The sequence below is a fragment of the Cohnella algarum genome, assembly GCF_016937515.1.
Lineage (GTDB): Bacteria > Bacillota > Bacilli > Paenibacillales > Paenibacillaceae > Cohnella > Cohnella algarum.
This window is the reverse complement of sequence record NZ_JAFHKM010000002.1, coordinates 4,756,477-4,778,854: the sequence shown is the minus strand read 5'-3', so window position 1 is coordinate 4,778,854 and position 22,378 is coordinate 4,756,477. Positions and strand designations below refer to the sequence as shown.

The 22,378-nt window shown below is 56.0% G+C and carries 24 protein-coding genes and 1 pseudogene; 11 read left to right on the top strand and 14 right to left on the bottom strand.

Translation table 11 applies throughout. From position 1 onward, the window contains the following. Positions 1-130 precede the first annotated feature (130 nt). From JW799_RS21540 to JW799_RS21535, 3 genes are all read right to left on the bottom strand, one after another. Complete coding sequence (locus tag JW799_RS21540; protein WP_080839346.1) at positions 131-1,165, bottom strand: NADH:flavin oxidoreductase/NADH oxidase; 1,035 nt, start codon at positions 1,163-1,165, stop codon at positions 131-133. A gap of 168 nt (positions 1,166-1,333) precedes the next feature. After that, positions 1,334-1,468 (bottom strand): hypothetical protein, encoded by a 135-nt coding sequence (locus tag JW799_RS29385; protein ID WP_275901479.1) that lies wholly within the window; start codon positions 1,466-1,468, stop codon positions 1,334-1,336. Positions 1,469-1,540: 72 nt separating this feature from the next. Further along, positions 1,541-2,434 carry an AraC family transcriptional regulator gene (locus JW799_RS21535; protein ID WP_338026310.1) on the bottom strand — a complete coding sequence of 298 codons (894 nt, stop codon included), beginning with the start codon at positions 2,432-2,434 and terminating at the stop codon, positions 1,541-1,543. 115 nt (positions 2,435-2,549) lie between these two features. Between JW799_RS21535 and JW799_RS21530 the strand changes: the two genes are divergently transcribed. The 3 genes from JW799_RS21530 to JW799_RS21520 all read left to right on the top strand — a co-directional run bounded on the left by JW799_RS21530 (position 2,550) and on the right by JW799_RS21520 (position 5,779). Further along, complete coding sequence (locus tag JW799_RS21530) at positions 2,550-3,674, top strand: glycoside hydrolase family 88/105 protein (protein WP_240353370.1); 1,125 nt, start codon at positions 2,550-2,552, stop codon at positions 3,672-3,674. Positions 3,675-3,876: 202 nt separating this feature from the next. After that, a complete protein-coding gene (locus JW799_RS21525; protein WP_080839344.1) occupies positions 3,877-4,512 on the top strand; it encodes a TetR/AcrR family transcriptional regulator in 636 nt (211 codons plus the stop codon). A 13-nt stretch (positions 4,513-4,525) separates the two neighbouring features. Then, positions 4,526-5,779 (top strand): MFS transporter, encoded by a 1,254-nt coding sequence (locus JW799_RS21520; protein WP_080839342.1) that lies wholly within the window; start codon positions 4,526-4,528, stop codon positions 5,777-5,779. On the opposite strand, the gene JW799_RS21515 is transcribed toward JW799_RS21520, so the two are convergent. Together JW799_RS21515 and JW799_RS21510 are read right to left on the bottom strand one after the other, a co-directional pair. Beyond that, entirely contained in the window at positions 5,757-6,338 is a 582-nt protein-coding gene (locus JW799_RS21515; RefSeq protein ID WP_080839340.1) for a TetR/AcrR family transcriptional regulator, read from the bottom strand. The two genes, JW799_RS21520 and JW799_RS21515, sit on opposite strands and share 23 nt — an antisense overlap. A 39-nt stretch (positions 6,339-6,377) precedes the next feature. Next, a complete protein-coding gene (locus JW799_RS21510) occupies positions 6,378-7,163 on the bottom strand; it encodes an alpha/beta fold hydrolase (protein ID WP_080839338.1) in 786 nt (261 codons plus the stop codon). 107 nt (positions 7,164-7,270) lie between these two features. Between JW799_RS21510 and JW799_RS21505 the strand changes: the two genes are divergently transcribed. From JW799_RS21505 to JW799_RS21475, 7 genes are all read left to right on the top strand, one after another. Beyond that, positions 7,271-7,978, top strand: a complete 708-nt coding sequence (locus JW799_RS21505) for a DsbA family oxidoreductase (RefSeq protein ID WP_080839337.1) — start codon at positions 7,271-7,273, stop codon at positions 7,976-7,978. 236 nt (positions 7,979-8,214) lie between these two features. Continuing rightward, positions 8,215-8,457, top strand: a complete 243-nt coding sequence (locus JW799_RS21500) for a spore gernimation protein GerQ (protein WP_205431646.1) — start codon at positions 8,215-8,217, stop codon at positions 8,455-8,457. A 16-nt stretch (positions 8,458-8,473) separates the two neighbouring features. Then, on the top strand, positions 8,474-8,857 hold the full coding sequence (locus JW799_RS21495; RefSeq protein WP_205431645.1) for a spore coat protein: 384 nt from the start codon (positions 8,474-8,476) through the stop codon (positions 8,855-8,857). Beyond that, positions 8,854-9,990, top strand: a complete 1,137-nt coding sequence (locus JW799_RS21490) for a zinc-dependent alcohol dehydrogenase (RefSeq protein WP_205431644.1) — start codon at positions 8,854-8,856, stop codon at positions 9,988-9,990. Before JW799_RS21495 ends, JW799_RS21490 begins: the two co-directional genes overlap by 4 nt. 34 nt (positions 9,991-10,024) lie before the next feature. Continuing rightward, positions 10,025-10,234, top strand: coding sequence for a hypothetical protein (locus tag JW799_RS21485; protein ID WP_080839331.1), 210 nt, complete (start codon positions 10,025-10,027; stop codon positions 10,232-10,234). Then, entirely contained in the window at positions 10,231-10,524 is a 294-nt protein-coding gene (locus JW799_RS21480) for a spore coat protein (RefSeq protein WP_205431643.1), read from the top strand. The genes JW799_RS21485 and JW799_RS21480 overlap by 4 nt, the downstream gene beginning before the upstream one ends. Before the next feature lie 104 nt (positions 10,525-10,628). Continuing rightward, the gene (locus JW799_RS21475) at positions 10,629-10,805 is read left to right on the top strand and encodes a hypothetical protein (RefSeq protein WP_176220867.1); all 177 of its coding nucleotides are present in this window, start codon (positions 10,629-10,631) and stop codon (positions 10,803-10,805) included. 118 nt (positions 10,806-10,923) lie between these two features. Here the strand turns inward: JW799_RS21475 and JW799_RS21470 are convergent, their stop codons facing one another. The 4 genes and pseudogenes from JW799_RS21470 to JW799_RS21455 all read right to left on the bottom strand — a co-directional run bounded on the left by JW799_RS21470 (position 10,924) and on the right by JW799_RS21455 (position 14,830). Further along, positions 10,924-12,057 (bottom strand): serine hydrolase domain-containing protein, encoded by a 1,134-nt coding sequence (locus JW799_RS21470; protein ID WP_205431642.1) that lies wholly within the window; start codon positions 12,055-12,057, stop codon positions 10,924-10,926. Positions 12,058-12,167: 110 nt separating this feature from the next. Continuing rightward, positions 12,168-13,604 (bottom strand): DUF6179 domain-containing protein, encoded by a 1,437-nt coding sequence (locus JW799_RS21465; protein ID WP_205431641.1) that lies wholly within the window; start codon positions 13,602-13,604, stop codon positions 12,168-12,170. Beyond that, positions 13,586-14,001: pseudogene (locus JW799_RS21460) on the bottom strand (DUF6323 family protein). Before JW799_RS21460 ends, JW799_RS21465 begins: the two are co-directional and overlap by 19 nt. A gap of 262 nt (positions 14,002-14,263) precedes the next feature. Further along, positions 14,264-14,830, bottom strand: coding sequence for an anti-sigma factor C-terminal domain-containing protein (locus tag JW799_RS21455; RefSeq protein WP_420830652.1), 567 nt, complete (start codon positions 14,828-14,830; stop codon positions 14,264-14,266). On the opposite strand from JW799_RS21455, the gene JW799_RS29760 reads away from it, so the two are divergent. Continuing rightward, positions 14,785-15,051, top strand: coding sequence for a TetR/AcrR family transcriptional regulator C-terminal domain-containing protein (locus JW799_RS29760; RefSeq protein WP_240353369.1), 267 nt, complete (start codon positions 14,785-14,787; stop codon positions 15,049-15,051). The two genes, JW799_RS21455 and JW799_RS29760, sit on opposite strands and share 46 nt — an antisense overlap. A 15-nt stretch (positions 15,052-15,066) precedes the next feature. Here the strand turns inward: JW799_RS29760 and JW799_RS21445 are convergent, their stop codons facing one another. The 5 genes from JW799_RS21445 to JW799_RS21425 form a co-directional block, all read right to left on the bottom strand. Further along, positions 15,067-15,657, bottom strand: a complete 591-nt coding sequence (locus JW799_RS21445) for a TetR/AcrR family transcriptional regulator (protein WP_205431639.1) — start codon at positions 15,655-15,657, stop codon at positions 15,067-15,069. A 143-nt stretch (positions 15,658-15,800) separates the two neighbouring features. Then, positions 15,801-16,562 carry an SDR family oxidoreductase gene (locus tag JW799_RS21440; RefSeq protein WP_080839315.1) on the bottom strand — a complete coding sequence of 254 codons (762 nt, stop codon included), beginning with the start codon at positions 16,560-16,562 and terminating at the stop codon, positions 15,801-15,803. Between the two features lie 154 nt (positions 16,563-16,716). Next, a complete protein-coding gene (locus tag JW799_RS21435; protein WP_205431638.1) occupies positions 16,717-18,195 on the bottom strand; it encodes an Lsa family ABC-F type ribosomal protection protein in 1,479 nt (492 codons plus the stop codon). 364 nt (positions 18,196-18,559) lie between these two features. Then, on the bottom strand, positions 18,560-20,389 hold the full coding sequence (locus JW799_RS21430) for an ABC transporter ATP-binding protein (protein WP_205431637.1): 1,830 nt from the start codon (positions 20,387-20,389) through the stop codon (positions 18,560-18,562). Continuing rightward, entirely contained in the window at positions 20,373-22,145 is a 1,773-nt protein-coding gene (locus tag JW799_RS21425; protein WP_205431635.1) for an ABC transporter ATP-binding protein, read from the bottom strand. The genes JW799_RS21430 and JW799_RS21425 overlap by 17 nt, the downstream gene beginning before the upstream one ends. Between the last annotated feature and the right edge of the window lie 233 nt (positions 22,146-22,378).

The following is a 22,378-nucleotide window of genomic DNA, read 5'->3' as shown; positions in this document are numbered from 1 at the left end:
GGAGGTTTCCCGGGAATCCGGGAAGCGGGGCGGGAAACCGCGCTTCGGTCCCGAAACGCAAATAAAGCCCTTACGCTTCCCGTCGGGGAAGCGAAAGGGCGAAAAGCTGCCGCTGCGAAAGTCCTCATGCTTATTTAAAATTCGGGAAGCCGCGCTCATACTGCTTGGACAGATCGATTTTTTTCCGCAGCGCGGCCGCGGCCTCCAGCGTCCAATAAGGATTTCTCAGCATCCCTCTTCCGACGGCCACCAGGTCCGCGTCTTCGTTCCCGATCACGGAATTCGCCAGCGCCGGTTCGTCAAGCCTTCCGACCGCAATGACCGGAACGTCAAGAGCTTGCCTGACGGCTCTGGCCAACGGCACCTGATAGGCGACGTGCGTTCCCGGCCGGCCATCCGCGGCGATCGGACCTTCTCCCCCGGCGCTGACATGGAACAGATCGACTCCCGCTTCCCGGTACTCCTTCGAAAAGGCAATGCTTTCCTTAATGCCGTATCCGCCTTCCACGTACTCGGCCGCGGAAATTCTCATGAGGAGCGGCATGCTTTCGGGCATTTCGCTTTTCGCGGCGCAAATGACTTCTTTTCCGAACTTCGTCAGCTCTTTTCCGTAATCGTCCGTTCTTTTATTGGTTAAAGGCGAATGAAATTGATGAATCAGGTAGCCGTGGGCTCCATGAAGCTCGACCGCGTCGACGCCGGCCTGAACGGCTCGGCGCACCGCCTGGCGGAATTTGTTCACCATCTCTTGCACTTCGCCGGCGGAAAGCGCCCTCGGCGTTTTCGAACGCTCGTCGAACGGAATCGCCGACGGCGCGACGGGTTCGTCCGCATCCTCGGCCTTGCGTCCCGCATGCGCGATTTGGATGCCTACTTTCGCTCCGTACCGATGGCAAGCTTCCACGATGCGGGCGATCGCGGGAACCTGATCGTCCGACCATAAGCCCAAATCGTAGTCCGTAATCCGGCCGTCGGGTTCGACGTCCGTCATTTCGAAAATGATCAAGCCGGCGCCGCCGATGGCCCGGCTGACATAATGCGTATAATGCCAGTCCGTCGCGATTCCGTCCTTTTCGAATACCGAATATTGGCACATCGGCGGCATCACGACGCGGTTTTTTAACGATAATCCCTTAAGCTGATACGGGGTAAATAAATCTTTCATGGCCTGAGCTCCTCTTTTGCGATATAGGCGACGCCGTTTTTCGATACTATATCAGGTTTCAGCGCGAAACAGAAGGCAACCGGAGCCGCCGAAGCAAAGGGCCGGCCGCCGGCTCCTTCCGCCGGGCCGGCCGTCCCCGATAACAGACACTTTACGCTCGGTAGCAAGCTACTTGTTGTTGAGATTCCTCAATACGGGCTTTGCCATTTCTTTGCGGTCCTTCCCGGCCTTCTCCTTTGCCGCCTCGCCGTTCGGATTGCCGGATTTAAAGCGGGCCGCATCCATTCCGTCCATAATGTTCATAAGAACACCTCCTTCGGAGGGTAGTATTCTGTGGCCGGAGGAAAATCATTCGAGGCCCATTTCGCGATTTGCTTATCGCCGCTCGGGCGGGACATGCCGCTTTCCTTTTCGGTAGAACAGCGGCGGGTACCCGGTTACCGACTTGAACACTCTCCCGAAATGCGTCACGCTGCCGAAGCCCACCTTGCGGGCAATCAGATTGACCTTCATGGAGGATTGCTCGAGCAGCTTCTTTGCCTCCTTGATTCGGACGCTGTTCACGTACTCCACGAACGTAAAGCCGGTCGCTTCCTTAAAGAAGCGGCTCAAATAATACGGACTGACGTAAAACGTCTCCGCCAGCTGTTCGAGCGAAAGCTCCAGCATGTAATGGCCGTTGATGTACCGGACAACCTCGGAAATTCGATCGTGCATGGGGCTCGGAGACGCCGGCGGCTCCGCGACGTTCTGGGCGATTTGGCGGCAGCAAACGATGAGCAGCTGAAGAACAAGCGTTTGCGCGTAAATCTCGAAGCCCGCTCTACGTTCCCGAACTTCCTGAACGATGCCGCGAGCAAGCGCCTCGACGGCATGCCGCTCGTGCGGAGGCGATTTGACGATGACGTACTCCCTCTCGAACAAGGGCCGCAAATGTTCCCTATAGGCGCCGTTGACCACGGCCATATCGCGCTCATGAAGATTGACGACCAGCCGTTCGTGCTCGGGCAAGCTCGCGTCGGTCGTCCGATGCAAAATATTCGGTGCGATGATGATGATATCGCCCTCGCTTACGTCCATTGTCCGATCCTGGATAAAAAATCGCCGCTCGCCGGACAGCAGACAGAAGATTTCGAACGTGCCGTGAAAATGATCGGCCGGCATATGGTGCCGCAGCGCCTTCCGGTAGGATACCGAGAAGGTTCCTTGGCCGTTATCGTAGTGAAGATCCCCCATCCCGTTTCCGCCTTTCCTCCGTTTCGTTTCCATTATACACTCGTCCTCATTTACCGCAAGATATAAGAAGTTTTCGCTGTTTCTCGCAAATAATGTACATTTTCCGATGCTACTATAGAGGTAAACCAATGTGGGAGGATGGATTGAAATGGAAAATTCAGCCGCGAATGCCGGGGCAATGCCGCTCGAAACGACGACCCCGATCGGCTGGGCGGAAAAAGCCTGCGAAGCGTTGATGGCCAAATACGAGCCGGAGCAGCTCCCGCCCGACCGGTTCCACTATCATCAGGGTGTTTTTCTGTCCGGCATGGAAAAATGCTGGCGTCTTACCGCGAACGATCGCTATTACGAGTATTTGAAACGATGGGTAGACAGCCAGGTTCTCGAAGACGGCAGCATCAAAAAGCACAAGCCCGACGAGCTGGACGATATCCAGCCGGGCGTGCTCCTCTTCAACCTGTACGAGAAGACGGGAGACGAGAAGTACAAAAAAGCGCTGTATCGGCTCGTGCCCTTGTTGAAAACATGGAAAACCAATCCTTCGGGCGGGTTCTGGCATACAGAGCATAGCCCGAATCAAATGTGGCTGGACGGACTGTACATGGCCGGTCCGATCGCCGTGCAGTTCGCCAAAACGTTCGGGGAACCCGAATATTTCGACATGATGACCTTCCAGGCGCTCCTCATGGCGAAGCATACGAAAGATCCCCGCACCGGCTTGCTGTACCACGGCTGGGACGAGACGAAGGCGGCCGTTTGGGCGGATCCGGTTACGGGTCTGGCGCCGGAGTTCTGGGGGCGGGCGATCGGCTGGTACCCCGTCGCCTTGCTGGAAATGTTCGAATACTTGCCCGAGGACCACAAGGACAAGCCGGCGCTGGTCGCCATTCTGCAAGACCTTCTCATCGCCCTGACGAAATTCCAGGATGCTTCCGGCTTATGGTACCAGGTCGTCGACAAAGGCGACCGCCCGGACAATTGGCTGGAAAATTCCTGCACCGCCTTGTACGTTCATGCCATTGCCAAAGCCGTGCGCTTCGGCTATCTGGATGCCAAGTATTTGCAGTATGCCTGGAAGGGCTATCAGGGCGTGATCGACACGCTGAAGTTCGACGAGAACGGCAACCTGGTCATCGGCCAGATATGCATCGGCACGGGCATCGGGGACTATGCCCACTATATCGCCCGTCCGACGAGCGAGAACGATTTGCACGGCGCCGGCGCCTTTACCCTCATGTGCGCGGAAATGAGCTTGGCGGAAAAAACGGTTTAAGCTTCCCCATCGTCCTGAAAATCCAGACCGCCCACAGTCGGCTTGCGCGCCGATGCGGGCGGTTTCGTTGTTGGGAAACGCGTTTCATGCTCGGGGCGCGAACGAGGGCAGATCGGAACTTCGTATTGCAAAATGAACCAAGTGTCATTATTATTAAAATGGCACTTAGTTCATTTTTTAATTGCGGAAAGGAATCGACGATATGTCTCCCAAACTGACGGATCAACGAAAAGAGCGGAGAAACCTGCAAATCCTCGATGCAGCGAAGCGCGTCTTTGCGGAAAAAGGCTACGGGGCGGCGACGTTGCAGGATATCATCGAGGAGACCGGCATGAGCCGGGGCTGGATCTATTTGTATTACAAGTCCAAGGATGAGATTTTCGAAATACTGTTGGATCATTTGGACGCAGAGCATGAACGGCATCTGAAGGAGCTTACGGAATCGTCGGCGTCCGTGTGGGAAACGGTTGCCGCGCTCTATTCCGAGCAGTTGGAGGAGCTTCTGCATTCTTCCCATGGCGGATTATTTTCGGCCTTCTATGAGTATTTCATGATCGGCTGGCGCGACGAAACGCGGCGGGGAACGCTTTTGAAGCGCTATGAAAAGGGAATCTCGCGTTTTGCGAATCTGCTCGAAGCCGGCGTCGAGCGCGGAGAGTTCTCGCCCGTCACGGACATCGCGCACGTCGCCAGGCTTGCCGCTTCCTTTCAGGAAGGCATCATGACCCATTCCATTGCCGTCGGTCCCGACAAGGCGGACGCCCGGATGCAGTTCGATGCCCTGTTGCGCTATTTGAAAAGCTTGCTTCAACCCGGCTGCGACCAAAACCGCATTTAAGGGAGAGGGCAAAATGAAGACGCTTCTTCGCAATCCGACATATCGCAAGCTGTTGCTTGCGACATTCGCATCTCAACTGGGAACGGTCGTCGGAAATATGGCGTTCGCCTACTATCTGATTGACAGATACAGCGAACGGCCGTCGCTGGCCGCCACGGCGGAATTAATGTACTCGCTTCCCACATTGGCGGTGTTCTGGATCGTCGGCGTCATCGCGGACAGGTTCGACCGGAAGCGCATCGCCGTCTGGAGCGACTGGATCCGGGCGGGGCTGACCTTGCTGTTGCTGCTGTTCGTTCATTTCGACCTGCTATTCCTTTGTTTTGCAACGCTATTTTTGCGCAGCGCGATCTCGAAATTTTTCACTCCTGCGGAAATGGGACTGCTGCAAGGCAGCATCGATCCGGACCGGTACGTCCAAGCGTCCGGCCTTAATCAGCTGGTCATGGGAATGTTCATGCTTTTTGGCATGAGCTTGGGCGCGGCGGCTTATCATTTCCTCGGCATTAAAGGGGCGATCATCGTCGACGGGCTCAGCTTCCTGTTCTCCGGTTTGCTGCTTGCCCGGGGCAAATTCCCCGAGCAGGCCCGCATGCCCAACGGAAGAAGTCGATTCCGCGAACTGCGGCTATCGATGGTCATGAAAGATTTCGGGCAAAGCCTTCGTTATTTGGCCAGCCATCGACTGCTGCTTCTCTTGGTCGGCGGTTTTCTGTTTTTCGGCATCGTGAACGGAGTCTTCGCCGTGCTTCCTATCTTCGCTATGAAATACAAGCTAAGTCCGGATTTTTACGTCGTTCACTCTTCGCTCCTTACGGTCTTTTTGGGCATCGGCTATCTTCTGGGCAGTATCCTGAGCCCGCGTCTGATCCATCGCTTCTCCAGAGCGCCGATCCTCATTTCCTGTCTGTTCGCATCCGGCCTGCTCATCGGGGGAATGGGCTGGGCCGGGCGAATCGAAGTTTATTTCCTTCTCGTGACGCTGGCGGGAATCGTCGTCGCTCCCGTCAATATCGCGCTTGGCAGTTGGATGCCGGAGCTTGTTTCCCCGCAACAAATGGGGCGCGTCAACGCATTGATCGAACCGGTCATGATGCTGGGCCATTCGCTGGCCTTGGGCGGCATCGCCCTCGCCTTCCCGGCCTGGATTTCCGTAACCTGGCTGCACTGCATCCTGGCCTTATGCACTTTAGCGGTCGGCTTCTTCTATTGGGCCGCGCTCCTTCCGTTGGCGCACAGAGGCGTCAGGAGCAGAAATCCCGGATAATCTGCTCCTTCACCTTCTCCATCGGATATCCCGGATAAACGGTCATCAACAGCATGACGCCGTGCAGCGCCGAGGAAAAGTACAAGGAACGCAGCTTGGCATTTTCCGCCCCCATTTGTTCGAATATGTTGGACTGGGTTTCGAATTGCTTCGCCATTTCCCGGTTTAACATTTCGCTGTATTTGGATACAACCGCGTCTTCTTCGGGCTGCGTCTGCAGATGCAGGATGAACCGGTACGCTCTCGGGTTGTTCGCGATATGGCTCAACGCTCCGTCGACGATTCGAGCGAGCTGCTCTTCCGGCGAAGAAAGCGCGGACGCCGCTTCAATGACTCCGGCAATCTCGTCTATCCGAATCCGAACAATTTCGGCCAGCAGCCCCTCTTTCCCCTGAAAATAATTGTAAAGCAGCCCCTTGGAGACGCCTGCCCTCTTGGCGATATCCTCGATGGAAGCGGAGTGGTATCCCTTTTCCAGGAACACTTCCATCGCTGCAGCGCTTATCGTACTTTTGGCCTGTTGGCGAATCCGTTCGTTCTGCTCCCGGCTGCGCGGCATGAATTTCACTCCTGTCCTTCGGTCACGACGATAGTTCCTTTATTTTAGAAAAGAACGGATATGCGTGGCAAGTTGTTCGGGATGCGTCAAGGTCAGCATATGGTCCGCGCCCTCCACCTTCGCGAAGGCGACGGCAGGGATGCGCTTGAATTGTTTGGCCACGCCTTCCATATCGCTCCACTCGACCGTTCCGCGAACGAACAGCGTCGGACACGCGATTCGCTCCAACCGTTCCAGGGCCGGCGGCTGCGGCCATACGACTTCGAAGCTTCTCCACTCCGTAATCACTCGGGTCATGTATAGCGTATGCATTTCGATCAGGAAATCGCGGTACTCGCTCGCCATGACCGTACGGTAGATCGGGCCTTTCAATGAATATTCAACCATTTTTCCGACGTCGGGCGCGAGCGAATTGACCGAGCCCATCCAATCCGTGAATTCTTTGGAGTAAGGATACCCGGTCAAGGACGGCGCGATTGCGATCAGCCGCTCCACCCTCTCCGGGTGAGAAAGCGCGAAATTGACGGCCAATTCGCCCCCGATCGAATGACCCGCCAGCGCAACCCGCTCCAGCTTCAAATGGTCGAGCAGCCGCAGCAAATCGGCCACGAGGTTCATCGGCTGCTGCGGAGCCGGGGAACGGCCAATGCCTCGGCCGTCAAAGGTTACGACGCGATATGACCTTGCCAGAAGCGGGACGATCTCCAGCCATTCCCTGGAATCGACGCCCCCGCTGTGAATGAGGACGATGGCCGGTCCGCTTCCGAAGCTATGGTATTCTAAATGCTCCTCTCCGAAGGTTAAATGGAATCGCTGCGTATTCATTTTAATTTATGACTGAACGTCCGGTCAATATAATCGTTACCTTTAGTTTATTGCTTTCATAATTTAAGTGCACTATAATGACTCTATCACGAACGAGGAGTGATCCCATGCAAATCGAAATCTGGTCGGACTTCGCCTGTCCGTTTTGCTATATCGGCAAACGCCGCTTCGAGAAGGCGCTTGAGCAGTTCCCGCACCGCGATCAAGTCGACGTCGTCTACCGCAGCTTCGAGCTCGATCCGGACACTCCGAAGGAGCTCCCGTACGATGTCCATGACATGCTGTCAAAGAAATACGGCATGAGCCGCAGTCAAGCGATCGCGAACAATGCCAACGTCGGGCATCAAGCCGCCGAAGAAGGACTCGATTTTCAGTTCGACCGAATCGCGCTGACCAATACGTTCGACGCCCACCGGCTGAGCCATTTCGCCGGAAAGCACGGCAAACGCGCGGAGGTGACGGAGCTGCTCTTCAAGGGATATTTCACAGATGGAAGCAACTTGAGCGATCGCGATTACCTTCTCGAGGTAGCCGCGGCCGCAGGGCTGGACAGGCAGGAAGCGGCCGCCGTGCTGGCCGGCAGCCAGTATGCCGACGAAGTGCGCAACGACGAGGAAACGGCCGGCCGGCTCGGCGTTCGGGGCGTTCCGTTTTACGTCATGAATCGCAAATACGGCGTATCCGGCGCGCAACCGCTGAGCGTATTCGTTTCGGCGCTGCAGCAAGCGTGGGACGACAGCCAAACGATTCAAGTTGTCGAATCCGCCGACGGGTCGGCCTGCACGGACGATTCCTGCGCGATCGACGGAAAGTAACACCACAAGCCCTCCGTGATGACGGCAAGCCCGCCTGCACTTATCGCAGGCGGGCTTTTTTGGGCCGCCCCCTCTGCTCTGCCCGTCGACGCCGATCAAGCTTGAAGCAGACGGACCCGAAATCAGCGGAGAGCTGGTCCAACGGCGGCATCAAGCATCCGATTGCCGGCCGGGTACGGTTATTTCTTGCAACCGCGGAAATAATATCATGGTTAAAAAATTCGGGAGGTGACGAGATGTCCGAGCCGCAACCTCTGGCCGCGCACGAATCGCTGGAAATTCACGAGATGCTCAATTTCAAGACGCTCTGCCTGGCCAAGTCGAAGCTGATGCAGGGGCTGGTGTTCGATCGGGATTTGAAAGCGCTGATGGAGAAGGACGTCCGGCAATCGCTGCAAGCTATCGAAGCCCTGAAAGCCGTCTATGCCCGGGCGCCGTTTCAAACGGCCGTTCCCGAGAACCGCCCTACCCTATCCTGAACGGAAGGTGAACGACATGAACGACGATTACTTGGATCCGATCAACTCGCTTCACATGCCGGAGCTGGCGGATATGACCTTCGCGACCGATTTTCTGATACGCGCGAAAGAAGGCGTCCGCAACGCCGCCTTTGCCCTGACCGAATCGGTCTCGCCCGATGCGCGGCAGGTTTTGCGGGAACAGCTGCGCCAGGGTTTGGCGCTTCATCGGGAGATTACGGATCTGATGGTAAGCAAAAAGTGGTTTCACCCCTACGAGCTTGGCGAGCAGTACAAGCTTGACCAATTATCGGCCCAAAATACGGTCATGGTCGCCCGAATGCGCCTGTATCCCGAAGATACCTCGCGAAAAGGCATGTTCGACCGTACGCCCGACTCGTCCGGAGGATTCGACGCATGAAAGCCGTAACGTATCAAGGCATCAAAAACGTCGTCGTAAAAGAAGTCCCGGATCCCGAAATCCGGAAGCCGGACGATATGATCGTGCGGCTGACCAGCACCGCCATATGCGGCTCCGACCTGCATTTGATTCACGGCATGATCCCGAACCTCGAGGAGAACTATATCATCGGGCATGAGCCGATGGGAATCGTCGAGGAAGTCGGTCCCGGCGTCACGAAGCTGAAAAAAGGCGATCGCGTAATCATTCCGTTCACGATCGCCTGCGGGGAATGCGTCTATTGCAAAAGCCAACTGGAGAGCCAGTGCGACAATGCCAACGATAACGGCGAAATGGGCGCCTATTTCGGCTATTCCGGCAACACCGGCGGTTATCCGGGCGGGCAAGCCGAATTTTTAAGGGTGCCGTTCGCGAACTTCACTCACTTCAAAATTCCCGAAAACTGCGAAGCGCCCGACGAGAAACTGACCCTCATCGCCGACGTGATGCCCACGGCGTTCTGGAGCGTCGACAACGCCGGAGTCAAAGACGGCGACACCGTTATCGTACTCGGCTGCGGCCCGATCGGCCTGATGGTTCAGAAATTTTGCTGGCTGAAGGGCGCGAAACGCGTCATCGCGGTCGATTACGTCGATTATCGGCTGCAGCACGCGAAGCGGACCAATCAGGTGGAAATCGTCAATTTCGAATGGCAGAGCAACATCGGCGGTTACTTGAAGGAAATGACCAAGGGCGGAGCCGATGTCGTCATCGACGCCGTCGGGATGGACGGCAAGATGAGCGACATGGAGTTTTTGGCAAGCGGGCTGAAGCTGCAGGGCGGTTCGCTCGGCGCGCTGGTCATCGCTTCCCAAGCCGTCCGCAAAGGCGGGACCATTCAGGTTACCGGCGTATACGGCGGACGGTACAACGGTTTTCCGCTAGGCGACATCATGCAGCGAAACGTCAATATCCGATCCGGACAAGCTCCCGTCATCCACTACATGCCGCATATGTATGAATTGGTCGCGACCGGCAAAGTCGATCCGGGCGATATCGTGACGCACGTACTCCCGCTTGGCGAAGCGAGACACGGGTACGAAATTTTCGATACGAAAACGGACAACTGCATTAAAGTCATTTTGAAGCCGTAGACCGGTTTAACCTTTCGATTCGGAGGAACACGCCATGGAATACGCATTGCACGAAACGTTGGAGACTCACGAAATCGCCGCATTCAAAACCCTCTGCCTGACGAAATCCAAAACGATGCAAATGCTGGTGAGCGACCCGGAGCTCAAGCAGTTGATGCAGCTGGATGCGGAGATTTCGACCCGGCAGCTGCGGGAGCTTGGCGCGATTTTGACGAAGGCCGGCGGACGGGAGGCGAACGCATGAACCCGATCATCGAGTATTTGACCGGAATGAACAAGCTGACCGATCAGGTGATCGCGATGGATTTTCTCGTTTCCGCGAAGAGCGGCGTCCGGAACTATGCGATGGCCGTCACGGAATCGGTTTCGCCCGAGATCCGGGAAACGCTGGCCCGGCACCTCGAGGAGGCGGTCGACATGTACGAACGGATCGCGAATTACATGATCGAGCGAGGGTGGTACCATCCACGGGAAGTAAGCGAGCAACTGCAATTGGATTTGAAAAACGCCGATACCGCTCTTTCGCTTCCTTGAACGGCATGGACGGGATTCCCCTCTAAAAGAGTCCAAGCAAGCCGCCCTTTCATTGCATAAATTAGAGCCAAGCTGTTTATCCCTGAACAAGGAGCTTTTATGCAATGAAAAACAAGAAAAAAAAGAAGCCCTCTCAGGCTTCTTCCGGACAGATCGGCCGCAGAATCGACAGCCAATTCAACGAATTGGAATTGCTGGACGAACTGTACAAGAAAACGAAAGAACCGGCCGGAAAGGAAAATCAATCTTCGCTGTCTCCGCAACAAAACGACGAGCCGTAGTCACGGAACAAAGACACTCCTTCTAACGCGAGCTTGTCCCCGTTCGCGGTTTCGGCGGCTTTTTCGATTTCCGTTCGCGGGTACAAATATCGCTCCGGCGCTTTCGTCTCCGGCTCCCTTACAAGCAGGCATACACGATATTTTTCAAACGCGGGTGAACGTAGGTTTCCTGGTTGTTCAGCATGTGCTGCGCGTACATGACGGTAAGCTGCGAATCCGGATCGATAATCGCCAGGCAACCGGCCGCGCCGCTCCAGCCGAATTCGCCGAGCGGGCTCAAGCTACCGCTTTCGGCTCTGGAAATATGGGTACGCACGCCCAGACCGAACCCGTAGCCCGCAAGCTGCACCCAGGCGTAATCTTCGCGCATGCTTTCGGTCAAATGATCCGCGCGCATCAGGTCCACCGCCGCGGGCGACAATATGCGCGCGCCGTTCGGGCTCGTTCCCCGATTCGTCAGCGCGTTCAGGAACAGAACGTAGTCGCTGACGGTCGACAGGAGCCCCGCCCCGCCGCTTTCGAATTCCGTCCCGATCCGGAAATCGTTCCCGTCCTTCCGCGCGGGCTTGCCGAGGACGTCGTCGTAACGGTACTGCGGCGCCAGGCGGGTTCGCTGCTCCTCCGTCAGATCGAAGCCCGTGTCGTTCATCCCGAGCGGTCCGGTCACTTCCTCCCGGATATACTGGCTGAATCGCCTTCCGTCCACCGCCTCGACGAGAGCGGCGAGCACGTCGTGGCACAGGCTGTAGTTCCAGCGGGTGCCCGGCTCGAACAGCAGCGGCTCTTTCGCGAGCGCAGCGGCAAATTCGCGGGCGGGCACCTTGCCGCCGGTGCGTTCCGCGGCTTCCCGGAGGGATGGCGATCCGAGGTCATACGAGAACCCGGCCGTCATGGCAAACAGATCGCGGACCGTGATCGGCTTCCTCGCCTTTTCCAGAACGGTCGCCCCGTTCGGCAGCGTCTTCCGGACCGTCATTTCGGCATATTCCGGCAAATAAGCCGACAAGGGATCGTTCAGCAGCATCGCTCCCTTTTCGACCAATTGCAGCGCGGCTGCGCAGGTCATGATTTTCGTCAACGAATACAAATGAATGATCCGCCGGTCGTCGATCGGCGTTTTCTGTTCCAGATCCGCATAACCGTTGCGATAGCGAAAAACCGTTTCGTTGCGGCGCATGACGAGCACCTCCGCCCACGGAATGCGCCAATTCGTGATCCGGTCGATAAATTGCGATAACGGTTTGAAATCCATCGATATCCCGTCCTTTGCGCAGGTCAGAAGTTTCCTTTTTCATTATTGGTCAGTTGCGCCGTCATGGCAATAGTTTTGTTTCGGAACGGAAGCCCGGCGTCTCGCGCTTGTTACCGGAAATCCATTTGCTCGAAATTCATCTCGTCCATCAGCCTCCCGACGGCCTGCTGCCGCTCCCTGCCCATCTCCCGCAAGCAGGCGGAAAACCGCATTTGCCACTCCATCGGATGCCCGTTCTCCCGCGACAGAATGGACGGCAAATCCGCGGATTCGTCCCGCAATTGTTCATAGAAAACGATTTTCGCAAGCAAAGCCAGCTCCATATCGCCGAACGCCCCAAAAAGGGCGTCATATTCGTCCCCGTACAGGCAGTCCGCTTCCAACAAATCGAGATAATCGTAAAAAGAATGAAAGCTCGACATGATCAGCCCGACTTTCTCTTCCTTCGTCTCGACGCGCGTCAGCTCATGCAGCAATTTTCTCAGCCGGACATCGCTCATCCGGTCCTTCGCGTCGAATGAAAGGACGATGGGCTTGGCCTCCGTTGCTCTCCAAGTTATCGCGACGGTCCGCAAGCTGCCGTGCTTTGCGGCATTAGCCGTCCGCTGAACGAGGCTCTCCGAGCAGACCTCCATATAGGCCTGCAATTGCGCGTGAATCGGCAGCTGATCCCGGAGTCTCGCCATCGCGCCGGTGAAAACGGCTCGGATTTGCGATTCGGCCGCATTCCCGAATGGCCGTTCCAACCGCTCGAATTGATTTTCGGAAATCCGGATTTCGCCTGCCCTTCCTCCGGCCAGAACCGAAAATATCGCATTGCCCAGCACGAGCTCGAAAATATTAAACAGCTCGATCCGATAATCGAATCTGCAGACTCTCCCGTAGTTGGACAGCAACTCCAGCAGCTCCCGGCGATCGAACATCGCGCAAAACTCGGTTTCCAGCTTCAACCGTTCCAGATACTGCTTGATGTAGAACACGCCCTGGAGCCGCATGTCGTCGATCGCCAGCGGATAATCGATGCTGGCCATCGTATTGTGGGCGTCGAAGAGAATGCCGTATTTTCGGAGGAAAACGGGCAGGGACTCGTCGATGGTCATGTTGTAGGCGTCGACCGGCACCTCCAGCTTGCGAGCGGCGATTTCCTTGTATAACCGCTTCGCCGCTTCCAGAGTTTGACCGACTTTTTCCACGCCCCGATCGTAAATAAGGCGGGTGTCGGCCGTTTTGAGCGTTTCAATCGCCGCCTCCGGCTCCTCAAAATCGGACAAATACGCGTCTGCCGCATACAGGACGGAGGTCAGGAGGCTTTCGGCCGTTTCCGTCGCGACCGTCGTGCTTTCGCCCCGGGTATATTTTAAAATCAGCTCCTGCAAAATCCGCATGAACGCGTACTGGATGCGTTTCGCTTCTTCGCCGTTCAACCGCCCCGTACGCAAGCCTTCGTTCAATAGAGACAGCGTGTACGCATTCCGCTGCAGACGGGATTTGCGGATGCCGCCGCGAACCGTCAGCTCGCGTCCTTCGCTCAAATTCCCGGCGTCCAATCGTCATCTCCCCCTTCAAAAACGGATTCGCCTGCCTGCAGCTCCCTCCGGAACCGTTCGGCAAACTCCTCGAGTCTGCTCCTCAACAATTCAAGGGCCCCCTCGCATTCATCTTCGAACATTTCCTTCATAAGGGACAAAAGCTTCCTGTCGCCGATTCGGTCTTCCGTCTCGTTTTTCAACCAATAATAAACTTCTTGCAGCTCTTCAACGTTTCGGCGTACTCTTCCTGCCGGATGAGCGAAGACGACGAGAAAAGCTCGATGAGCTCCTTGGCGGCTTCGATCCCCAACTCCACCCTTCCATAGCCGGACAACGCCCGGTTTCTCGCTTCCAGCATCGATTTAACGTCCTCCGGGGCGAGAGTTAGGCCGTATGTCTTCGTTGTCTCGTTCATTTCCAGCAATTCGTTCATTTCTTGCTCCTGCACGGACGCGCTCAAGGAGTGGAATAGGCGGGACAGCTGCATGCGGCTAGCCTCCTTTTCGATCGCTCAAATCGCCACTTGACAAATCAATAATTTTGTGGTATAATTAAAAATTAATGTTGATCATGGTATTTTAAATGATTCTTCCGTTCCTGTCAACGGAATCATGACAAAAAGCCTCATCCCCAAGACTGTTCTCAGGGATGAGGCTTTCGTTTTGGCCATCATCTTGCTATTCCCAATTCCAAAACCGAACCTCGTCCACGACGATTTCCGCGGCCCAAGCTTCGTTTTGCAGCTTCAATACCTCCTTGGTAGGTCCCGTAATGACGGCGCCGTAATGCCGAATTCCGTTTTGCTCAACATAATCTATACGTTTTTGGAGGTCGAAGCTGCCTGAAAAGAGTTTATTGGCTTGCCCTTCATGGCTTTTCAAAAAAGACAGCGTCTTTAGAAATTGCCGATGAAGAACTTTCTGGTCGCCCGGAACGTAAGCCGGCGAAACACTGCTTTGCGAGCGGGTTTGGCCACCGGATATCCCTGCTCGTACCTCGGTCGAAAACGTGGTCATGTCGTCATCATGCCAAATCGGGCTGCTTGGGAATCCGACGGGATGAAAAACGGGCCTGCCAGTGGGATCGTCCTGCGCTTCCTTGCCGGTGTCGACAGCCAGCCATAGCAGCTTTACATCCTTGGCTTGCAAATCCTGAAAAACAGTTTTCGTATCCAGTCGTATTCTCGGAGACGTCGCTCTTGGACCGCCTCCGGGAAGGAATGACGGAACGGAACGAAGGACCACACCGGGCGAATGAGGCACTGGCTGCCTACTTGAGCGGCGAGCAGCGGCTGGGACGAATCCACGCGGGCGTCGACCCGAAAGCGGCGGCCGATCTGCTGCTGGGCAGCTGTTTTCAACATGCGTTTCAGTTGCGTTTCATGGGCATGGAAAAATCGGAAGAAGAGCGGCGGCAGTACGTTCGCATGCGGGTGCGCGAGTTGACGCACGGAATCGAAGCCTAAGCGCAGCAATCCGCTTTAGGGTAGGTCATCCTGTGAAGCGCCGGCTTGGCTCGCCGATCTTAATAAAAACGTAAGCTGCTCGTTCATATATTCCGGGCTGCGCGCAAAGCCGTCCTCGCTCCATTGAATGAGCAGTCCCATGATGGCGTTGGCCTGGTAGGCGATCACCAACGCGAGATCTTTTTCGTCCGTTTCATGGAACGAATTGCTTTCCCGCATCAAGCCCTTTATTTTCTCGAACAAAGAGTAGTAATACGACAGCGTGGATTTTTTATCGAATACGATTTCGTAAAACGGCTGGTATTTCTTCACATGATGGAAAATGCGAATTGTGGAGGGGTCGAGATCCCTCGGAATCAAGCGGGAGACGTGCCGGTACGGCTCGTAATACGATTCCTCCAAATCTTTCAGCAAGTGCTTCAGATGCTCGTCAAACAGCGCCCCGACATCCGGATAGTGGAGGTAAAAGGTGCCCCTGTTCACTTTCGCCTCGCGGCAAAGGGCCGACACGGAAATCGACTCCAGCGCCTTCGATCGAAGCAGCGTCAGGAGAGCTTGATGCAGCGCTTTTTTCGTTTTGATGACTCTTAAATCGTTTTCATTCATCGTTTTATGCAACTCCCTGCCGGAACAATCGTTGCATGGTATTATAAATCGTTACGGGCAAAATGTAAAAAGGCTGCGGGCAGCTTGTCCGCCCGCAGCCTTGATTTGTTAAAAAAATCCCTCTTGCGCCGTCTCCCCTTGCGTCAGAAGCCCGCGGTCCAGCCCGCATCCGCGGTAATGACCGCCCCGTTCACGAAGCTCGATTCGTCGGACGCCAGGAACAACGCCACTTGCGCGATTTCCTCCGGCTGGCCGGCGCGCGGAATGACGCCTTGGGTCACCTTCGTGCGCGAAGCGCCGAACTCGTCCCAATTCGACATGGATGCCGAAATGTTCGTAATCGTCGCCCCCGGCGCGATCGCGTTGCAGCGGATGCCTTTTTGCGCGTACATGAAACCGGTGTTTTTCGTGATGCCGATGACGGCATGCTTGGAGGCCGTATAGGCAACGCCCGCGTGAGCGCCGCTGAAGCCGCCCGTCGAAGCCGTATTGACGATGACGCCTTTTCCTTTTTCGAGAAAAATCGGAATCGCTTTGCGGATCGCGCGCATGACGCCTTTCGTGTTGACGTCGAAAACCAGGTCCCACTTCTCGTCGTTCACGTCTCCGGCCGCCGCCATATTGTCCATAATGCCGGCATTGTTGACGAGAATGTCGAGCGTGCCGAATTCGTTGACGGCCGTATCGATCATGGCGTTAATATCTTCCAGCTTCCCGACGTTCGTTTTTATCGCGATCGCTTCGCCGCCGTTCGCTCTGATTCCGGATGCAACCGCTTCCGCACCTTCGAGATTAAGGTCGGAAACGACGACTTTGGCTCCCTCTTTCGCGTACAGCTCCGCAATCGCCTTGCCCATGCCCGATGCCGCGCCCGTTACAACCGCTACTTTTCCTTCCAAACGCATAACGATCCCTCCCCGAATTTTATTGTACAGTTGTTCAATTAAATTATAGAAAAGAGAACGAGACTTTGTCAATTGACGATCCTGTTAACTTCTCACTAACAAAAGCCCCCGCCCAAGGCGGAGAGCTTGATTATTTGTCAAATGATACGGTTTTTTAAAGTTCGATCGTTCGGGTTGCGATTTTTCGGCAAAACTCGCGGTCGTGCTCCACGAACAGCAGGGTCGGCGCGTATTCGAGCAGCAGCTCTTCGATTTGCATGCGGGAGATGACGTCGATGAAATTCAGCGGTTCGTCCCAAACGTGCAGATGGGCGCGTTCGCAAAGACTTCTCGCGATCAGCACCTTTTTTTTCTGGCCGCCGCTGAAGGACGACATGTCTTTTTCGAATTGAACGCGAGCAAAATCCAGTTTGCGCAGAATCGACTTGAACAGACTCTCGTCGATCCCGTATTCTCTTGCGTAATCGGCAAGATTGCCTTTCAAGTCCGACGTATCCTGCGACACGTACGAAATTTTCAGCTGGCTCCCTCGCCGGAACGTACCGTCATACGCCAGGTCTTCGCCGCAAATCAGCTTGAGAAGGCTGGATTTTCCGGAGCCGTTTCGGCCTGACAGGGCGATTCGCTCGCCTTGCTCGATCGTAAAGCTGACATCGGAGCAAGCGATCTTCTTGCCGTAACGAATCGACAGGCGGTCGAGCTCGACAAGCCGGCTTTTAGGGTACGCGAGCTGGGCAATCTTGAGGCTCTCGGAGGACTCTACGTTTTTAAGCAGCTTGGACTTTTCTTCGATCGCGGATTGCTGCCGGTGCTCCAGCGATTTCGATCGCTTCATCATTTTGGCGGCCTTGTGGCCGATATAGCCTTTGTCCGGCCGCAAGCCGCCGTTTCTTGTGCCGTTTTTCGTCTTTTCCACCGCGTCGGACCAATCGCTCGTGCGTCTCGCGGCCTCCGAAAGGCGTTTGATGTCTTTTTTCAGCTTTTCGTTTTCGGCGAGTTCGAACCGGTCCTGCCTTTGCTTATTTTCCCACCAGTCCGTAAAATTGCCCTTTTGAATGTCGATGTCGGTCTTGTTGATAGACAGGATGTGATCGACGCAATGATCGAGAAAGAAGCGATCGTGGGACACCAGAATAAAGCCGCGCTTGGCGTCGAGGTAATCGCCGACGAGCTTTCTGGCCTCCATATCCAGATGGTTGGTCGGCTCGTCGATGAGCAAAAAGCTGTTTTCTTTCAGGAACAAAGCCGCCAGCAGCACCTTCGTCTGCTCCCCGTTGGAAAGCGTATTGAAGGGCCGGTACAACACGTCCTCGGAAACCTTAAGCAGCGAAAGCTCGCGCATCAATTCCCAGTGGACGTAATCCGGGTAAACGTCGCCGATGACATCGATCGTCAGGTTGTCCTTATTGGCGACCGGATACGGGAAGTATTCGAAATCGACGCTTGCGGAAATGCTCCCGCCATACTCGTATTTGCCGAGCAGAAGGTTCAGGAACGTCGTCTTGCCTCTGCCGTTTCTCCCCGTGAATCCGAGCTTCCAGTCCGTATCGATCTGAAAGCTGACGTTTTCGAAAATGTTGTCGTAGCTGCCTTCGTAAGCAAATGTCAGGTTCGAAACCTGGATCAATGACATATAAATCGACCTCCGTTCGCGCAATTCAAAAAGCCGCAAGAAAGTTGCCTTTCTTACGGCTCAAATGGATGCAGCGAACCCGTCTGTCCCGAGGGGACCGGCGGAGGATCGACGCGATTGAGCGAAAAGAATAAGCAACCTTCTTGCATGACACGATAAAACGACGCTTCGCATGGCGCTAAGGCGTGTTCTTCGATCCGCAAGAAAAATCACATTATTCTCTTCAGCTCCCGTCGTTCAAATTAGGTACATCATACCATGCTCCGCGTTCGGGGGCAAGATCTTGCTCCGACGGGCCGGCCCGCCTTTTTGTCCGAACGCCCGTTTGGTTCGGCCTTCTCCGTCGGATTTCCCGCGGTCCGTTTCACCCCGCTCCGACCTTCTCCTGCCGGCCCTGGGAATGCTTATACAGCTCCTCGTAAATGCCGCCCCGCTTCAGCAGATCTTCGTGCGTCCCCTGCTCCGCGATCCGGCCTTTGCTCATGACGAGAATCCGGTCCGCTCCCATGATCGTGGACAGCCGGTGGGCGATGACCAGTGTCGTCCGGCCGACGGATACGCGCTCGAGCGCGTGCTGCACGAGCTGCTCCGTGTGCGAGTCCAGATTGGCCGTCGCCTCGTCCAGGATCAAAATTTTCGGCGCGTACAGAATGATGCGCGCGAAGGAGATGAGCTGCCGTTCGCCGGCGGACAGGCCGCTTCCCCGCTCCGACAGCTTCGTGTCGTAACCGTCCTTCATCTTCCGAATGACAGAGTCGGCGCCGATAAACTCGCAAGCGCGAACGACGTCCTCGCGCGAAAACCTTTCGTCGAACATCCGCACGTTGTCGAGCACCGTGCCGGAATACAAATACGGCTCCTGCTGCACAAGGCCGACCATCCGGTGCAGATCGCGCTGGGCCAGCCCGCGGATGTCGTGACCGTCGATCCGGACGCTGCCTTCGTTCACGTCGTAGAACCGGCACAGCAGGCTGATCATCGAGCTTTTGCCGGCGCCCGTCGTGCCGACGATGCCGATCATTTCGCCGGGACGAATATGCAGATCCAGCTCCTTGATGACCGGCGCTCCTCCGGGATAGGCGAACGTGACGCGATCGAAATCGATCTTTCCGGCGACATTGCCGATCTCGACTTTCGTCGGGACGGGCAAATCCCTGATTTCCGGCTGGATGGCGAAGATGTTCCAAATCCGGTTGATGGCGACGGTCGCGGATTGCAGCGTATTCCACTGCTGCGTGATGTTGTTGATCGGCTGGAAAAACATGCGGATATAGGTGATAAAAGCGTAAAGCACGCCGAACTCCAACGACCGGCCGAGCACGGCTTCCCCGCCGAGCCAAGTGACGAAGGCGATCGCCAAATTGTTCAACACTTCGTACGAGCGGTTGAACAGCACGTTCGTGCGAATTTCCCGTACGTTCGCTTGGAAATACGAGTCGTTTCGTTCGCGGAACTGCTTTTTTTGCTCCTTTTGCTGATGGAACACCTGGATCAGGTTCATGCCGGCCAGATTTTCGGCCACGAATGCGATCATTCGCGACAAGCGGGTCCGCGCCAGCTGGTACGTCTTGCGCATATACGTCCGGAAGGCGACGGCGATGCCCGCGATGACCGGCAGAATAAGCAGGCAGTACAGCGTCAGAGTGGCATCCAGCTGAAACATCAGCGCCAGGATGAACAGCAGCGTAAGCCCGTCCCGGAACAGGCTGAGCAAGACCTGATTGAAAAACTGGTTGATCGCCTCCGTATCGCTGGACACGTGCGTGATGAGGCTTCCGCTCGGGTTGCGGTCGAAATAGGACATGGACAGCTTCGAAATATGCTCGAACAGCCGCTTGCGGATGCTGGCGACGATGCTTTGCCCTGCCTTCTGAAGAAGATTGTTCTGCAAGTAGGCGAAAAAAAAGGCCGAAAGCGACAGCACGAAATAAATGCCGCAAATGGCGAGCAAGCTCCCGTAATCGTTTTTCCCCGCCATCAAATTGTCGTCGATCGCGATTTTGACCAAATACGGCTGCATAAGCTCCGCCATGATCGCGATCAGCGTGCAGGCGATAAAGCCGGCGAACGTCCGGCGATGTTCCCCGATATACCCGGATAATGCGCGGAACGTGGAAATGTACTTCGGTTTTTCTTTGGGCTCGTTGAGATCGGCCTTCCGGTCCGTCTGCCAATTGTTAATTGCCTGTGCCATGCAGCCGCGTCCCCTCTTCCTGTATGTCATGGAGCGTCCGGTACAAGCCTTCCTCCGCCAACAGCGCCGCGTGCGTTCCCCGCTGGACGATCGCGCCTTCGTCCAGCACGACAATTTCGTCGGCATGCTTCAGCGCGCTGATCCGGTGGGCGATCATGATCGTCGTCTTGCCTTTGCGGATCGCGCGGATCGTTTCCATGATTTCCGTCTCCGTCACGGCGTCGACCGCGCTGACGCTGTCGTCCAGAATGAGGATCGGCGCGTTTTTGATGATGCCGCGGGCCAGACTCGTGCGCTGCCGCTGGCCGCCGGAAAGCGTTACGCCGCGCTCGCCGAGCTTCGTCTCGAATTTGTCCGGGAATTCGACGATGTTATCGTACACCCTCGCATGCTTCGCCGCGCGCTCGATGTCCTTCAGGTCGGAATCCCGCTTGTAAAACGCGATGTTTTCCCGAATGGTGGAGCTGAAAAGGAAGCCGTCCTGCGGGACGTAGGCGATCCCTTCTCTCAGGCTTGCGAGCGTCAGCTCCCGTACGTCCCGCTCGCCGTAGAAGACCGTTCCCGCCGGCGGGTCGTACGTTCGTAGCAGAAGCTTCATCAGCGTCGTTTTCCCGCTTCCGGTACGCCCCACGATACCGAGCGTCGCGCCGGACGGCACGGACAGCGAAATATTTCGCAGCGCCTGGCGGCTGATTCCGCCGTCCTCCCCTTCTTCATAGGAGAACGACAGATTGCGAACCCGGATGCCCGAATTCGCGAAATCGACGGCGACGGCATCGTCCGCTTCCCGAATATCGGGCTTGCGGCTCAGCAGCTCGTTCAGCCGGTCGAGCGACGCGCGAGCCCGTTGAACGACGTTAATGACGTTTCCGATCTGCTGCAACGGATTCATCAGCATCCGGATATACAGTGTAAGGGCGACAAAGCTCCCCAGCGAAATGCGCCCGGCGATCGTCAAGTAGCCTCCGAACGCGAGCGCGATGATGAGGGAAGTCGCGCCGAGAAACGGGATCAGCGCCTGAAACAGGGAAGACACGCGCACCAGCTTGAGCTGGCGTTCGCGAATGCGGTCGACCGTTGCGCCGAACCGTTTTCGCATCGTGTCTTCCACCGCGAATTTTTTCGTGACGCGAATGCCGCCGAACTGTTCCTCGGCCGTCTCCGTCATTGTGCCGATCGCTTCCTGCACCTTCAGGGAACGCTTGCGGATTTTCGGTCCGACGATGACGACGATTACGGGAATCAGCAGAAGCGGAATCATGCAGGCCGCGACCAAATAGAACGGCACATCGCTGACCAGCAGCATGACGATCGTCGAGACGAGAAGAATCGAAGCTCCCGCCGTCTGGTTCACGCCCATCGAAATCGATTCCCGGACCGCCGTCACGTCGTTCATAAAGTAGCTGAGCAGCTTGCCGACCCCGTTGCGGGAATAAAAGCGCTCGCCAAGCTCCGTAAAATGGGCGTAAAGCCGGCGGCGGTTCATATATTCGAAAAATCGCCCCGTATACATGACCAAATATTGCGCCAGGCCGCCGATCAGAGCAAAGCCGACGCCGATGCCCAACAGCGTCCAGCTGTAGCGGGCAACGTCGCCGGCAGACAACAAACCGTCCTTCAACTCGTCGGTGAAATGACCGAGCACCCGGGGAAATTGAACATTCAACACGTTGGCAACCGCATGCAGCGCGATCGACACCAGGTAGTAGGCCCAAGTTTTGCGGAAAAAATCGCGTAAAATCCGTTGTGAGTCCAAAACGCGCATCACTCCCCCGAACGAAATTGCGGACCGATTGAAAGCCCTTTACTCCCAACCATGACAATAAATTCTTTTGCGGGAACTGTAAAGTCTCCTCTCCCCGCATAATCGCGCAAAGCGGCCCCGGAAAGGCGAACCTCTTCGTCCTTTCATCCGCATGCTCCGTTTTTCGATCCATCGGCGCGGCGATGGCCCGGCGGGTTAAAAGGACCGATTCCATTGCCTCCTCT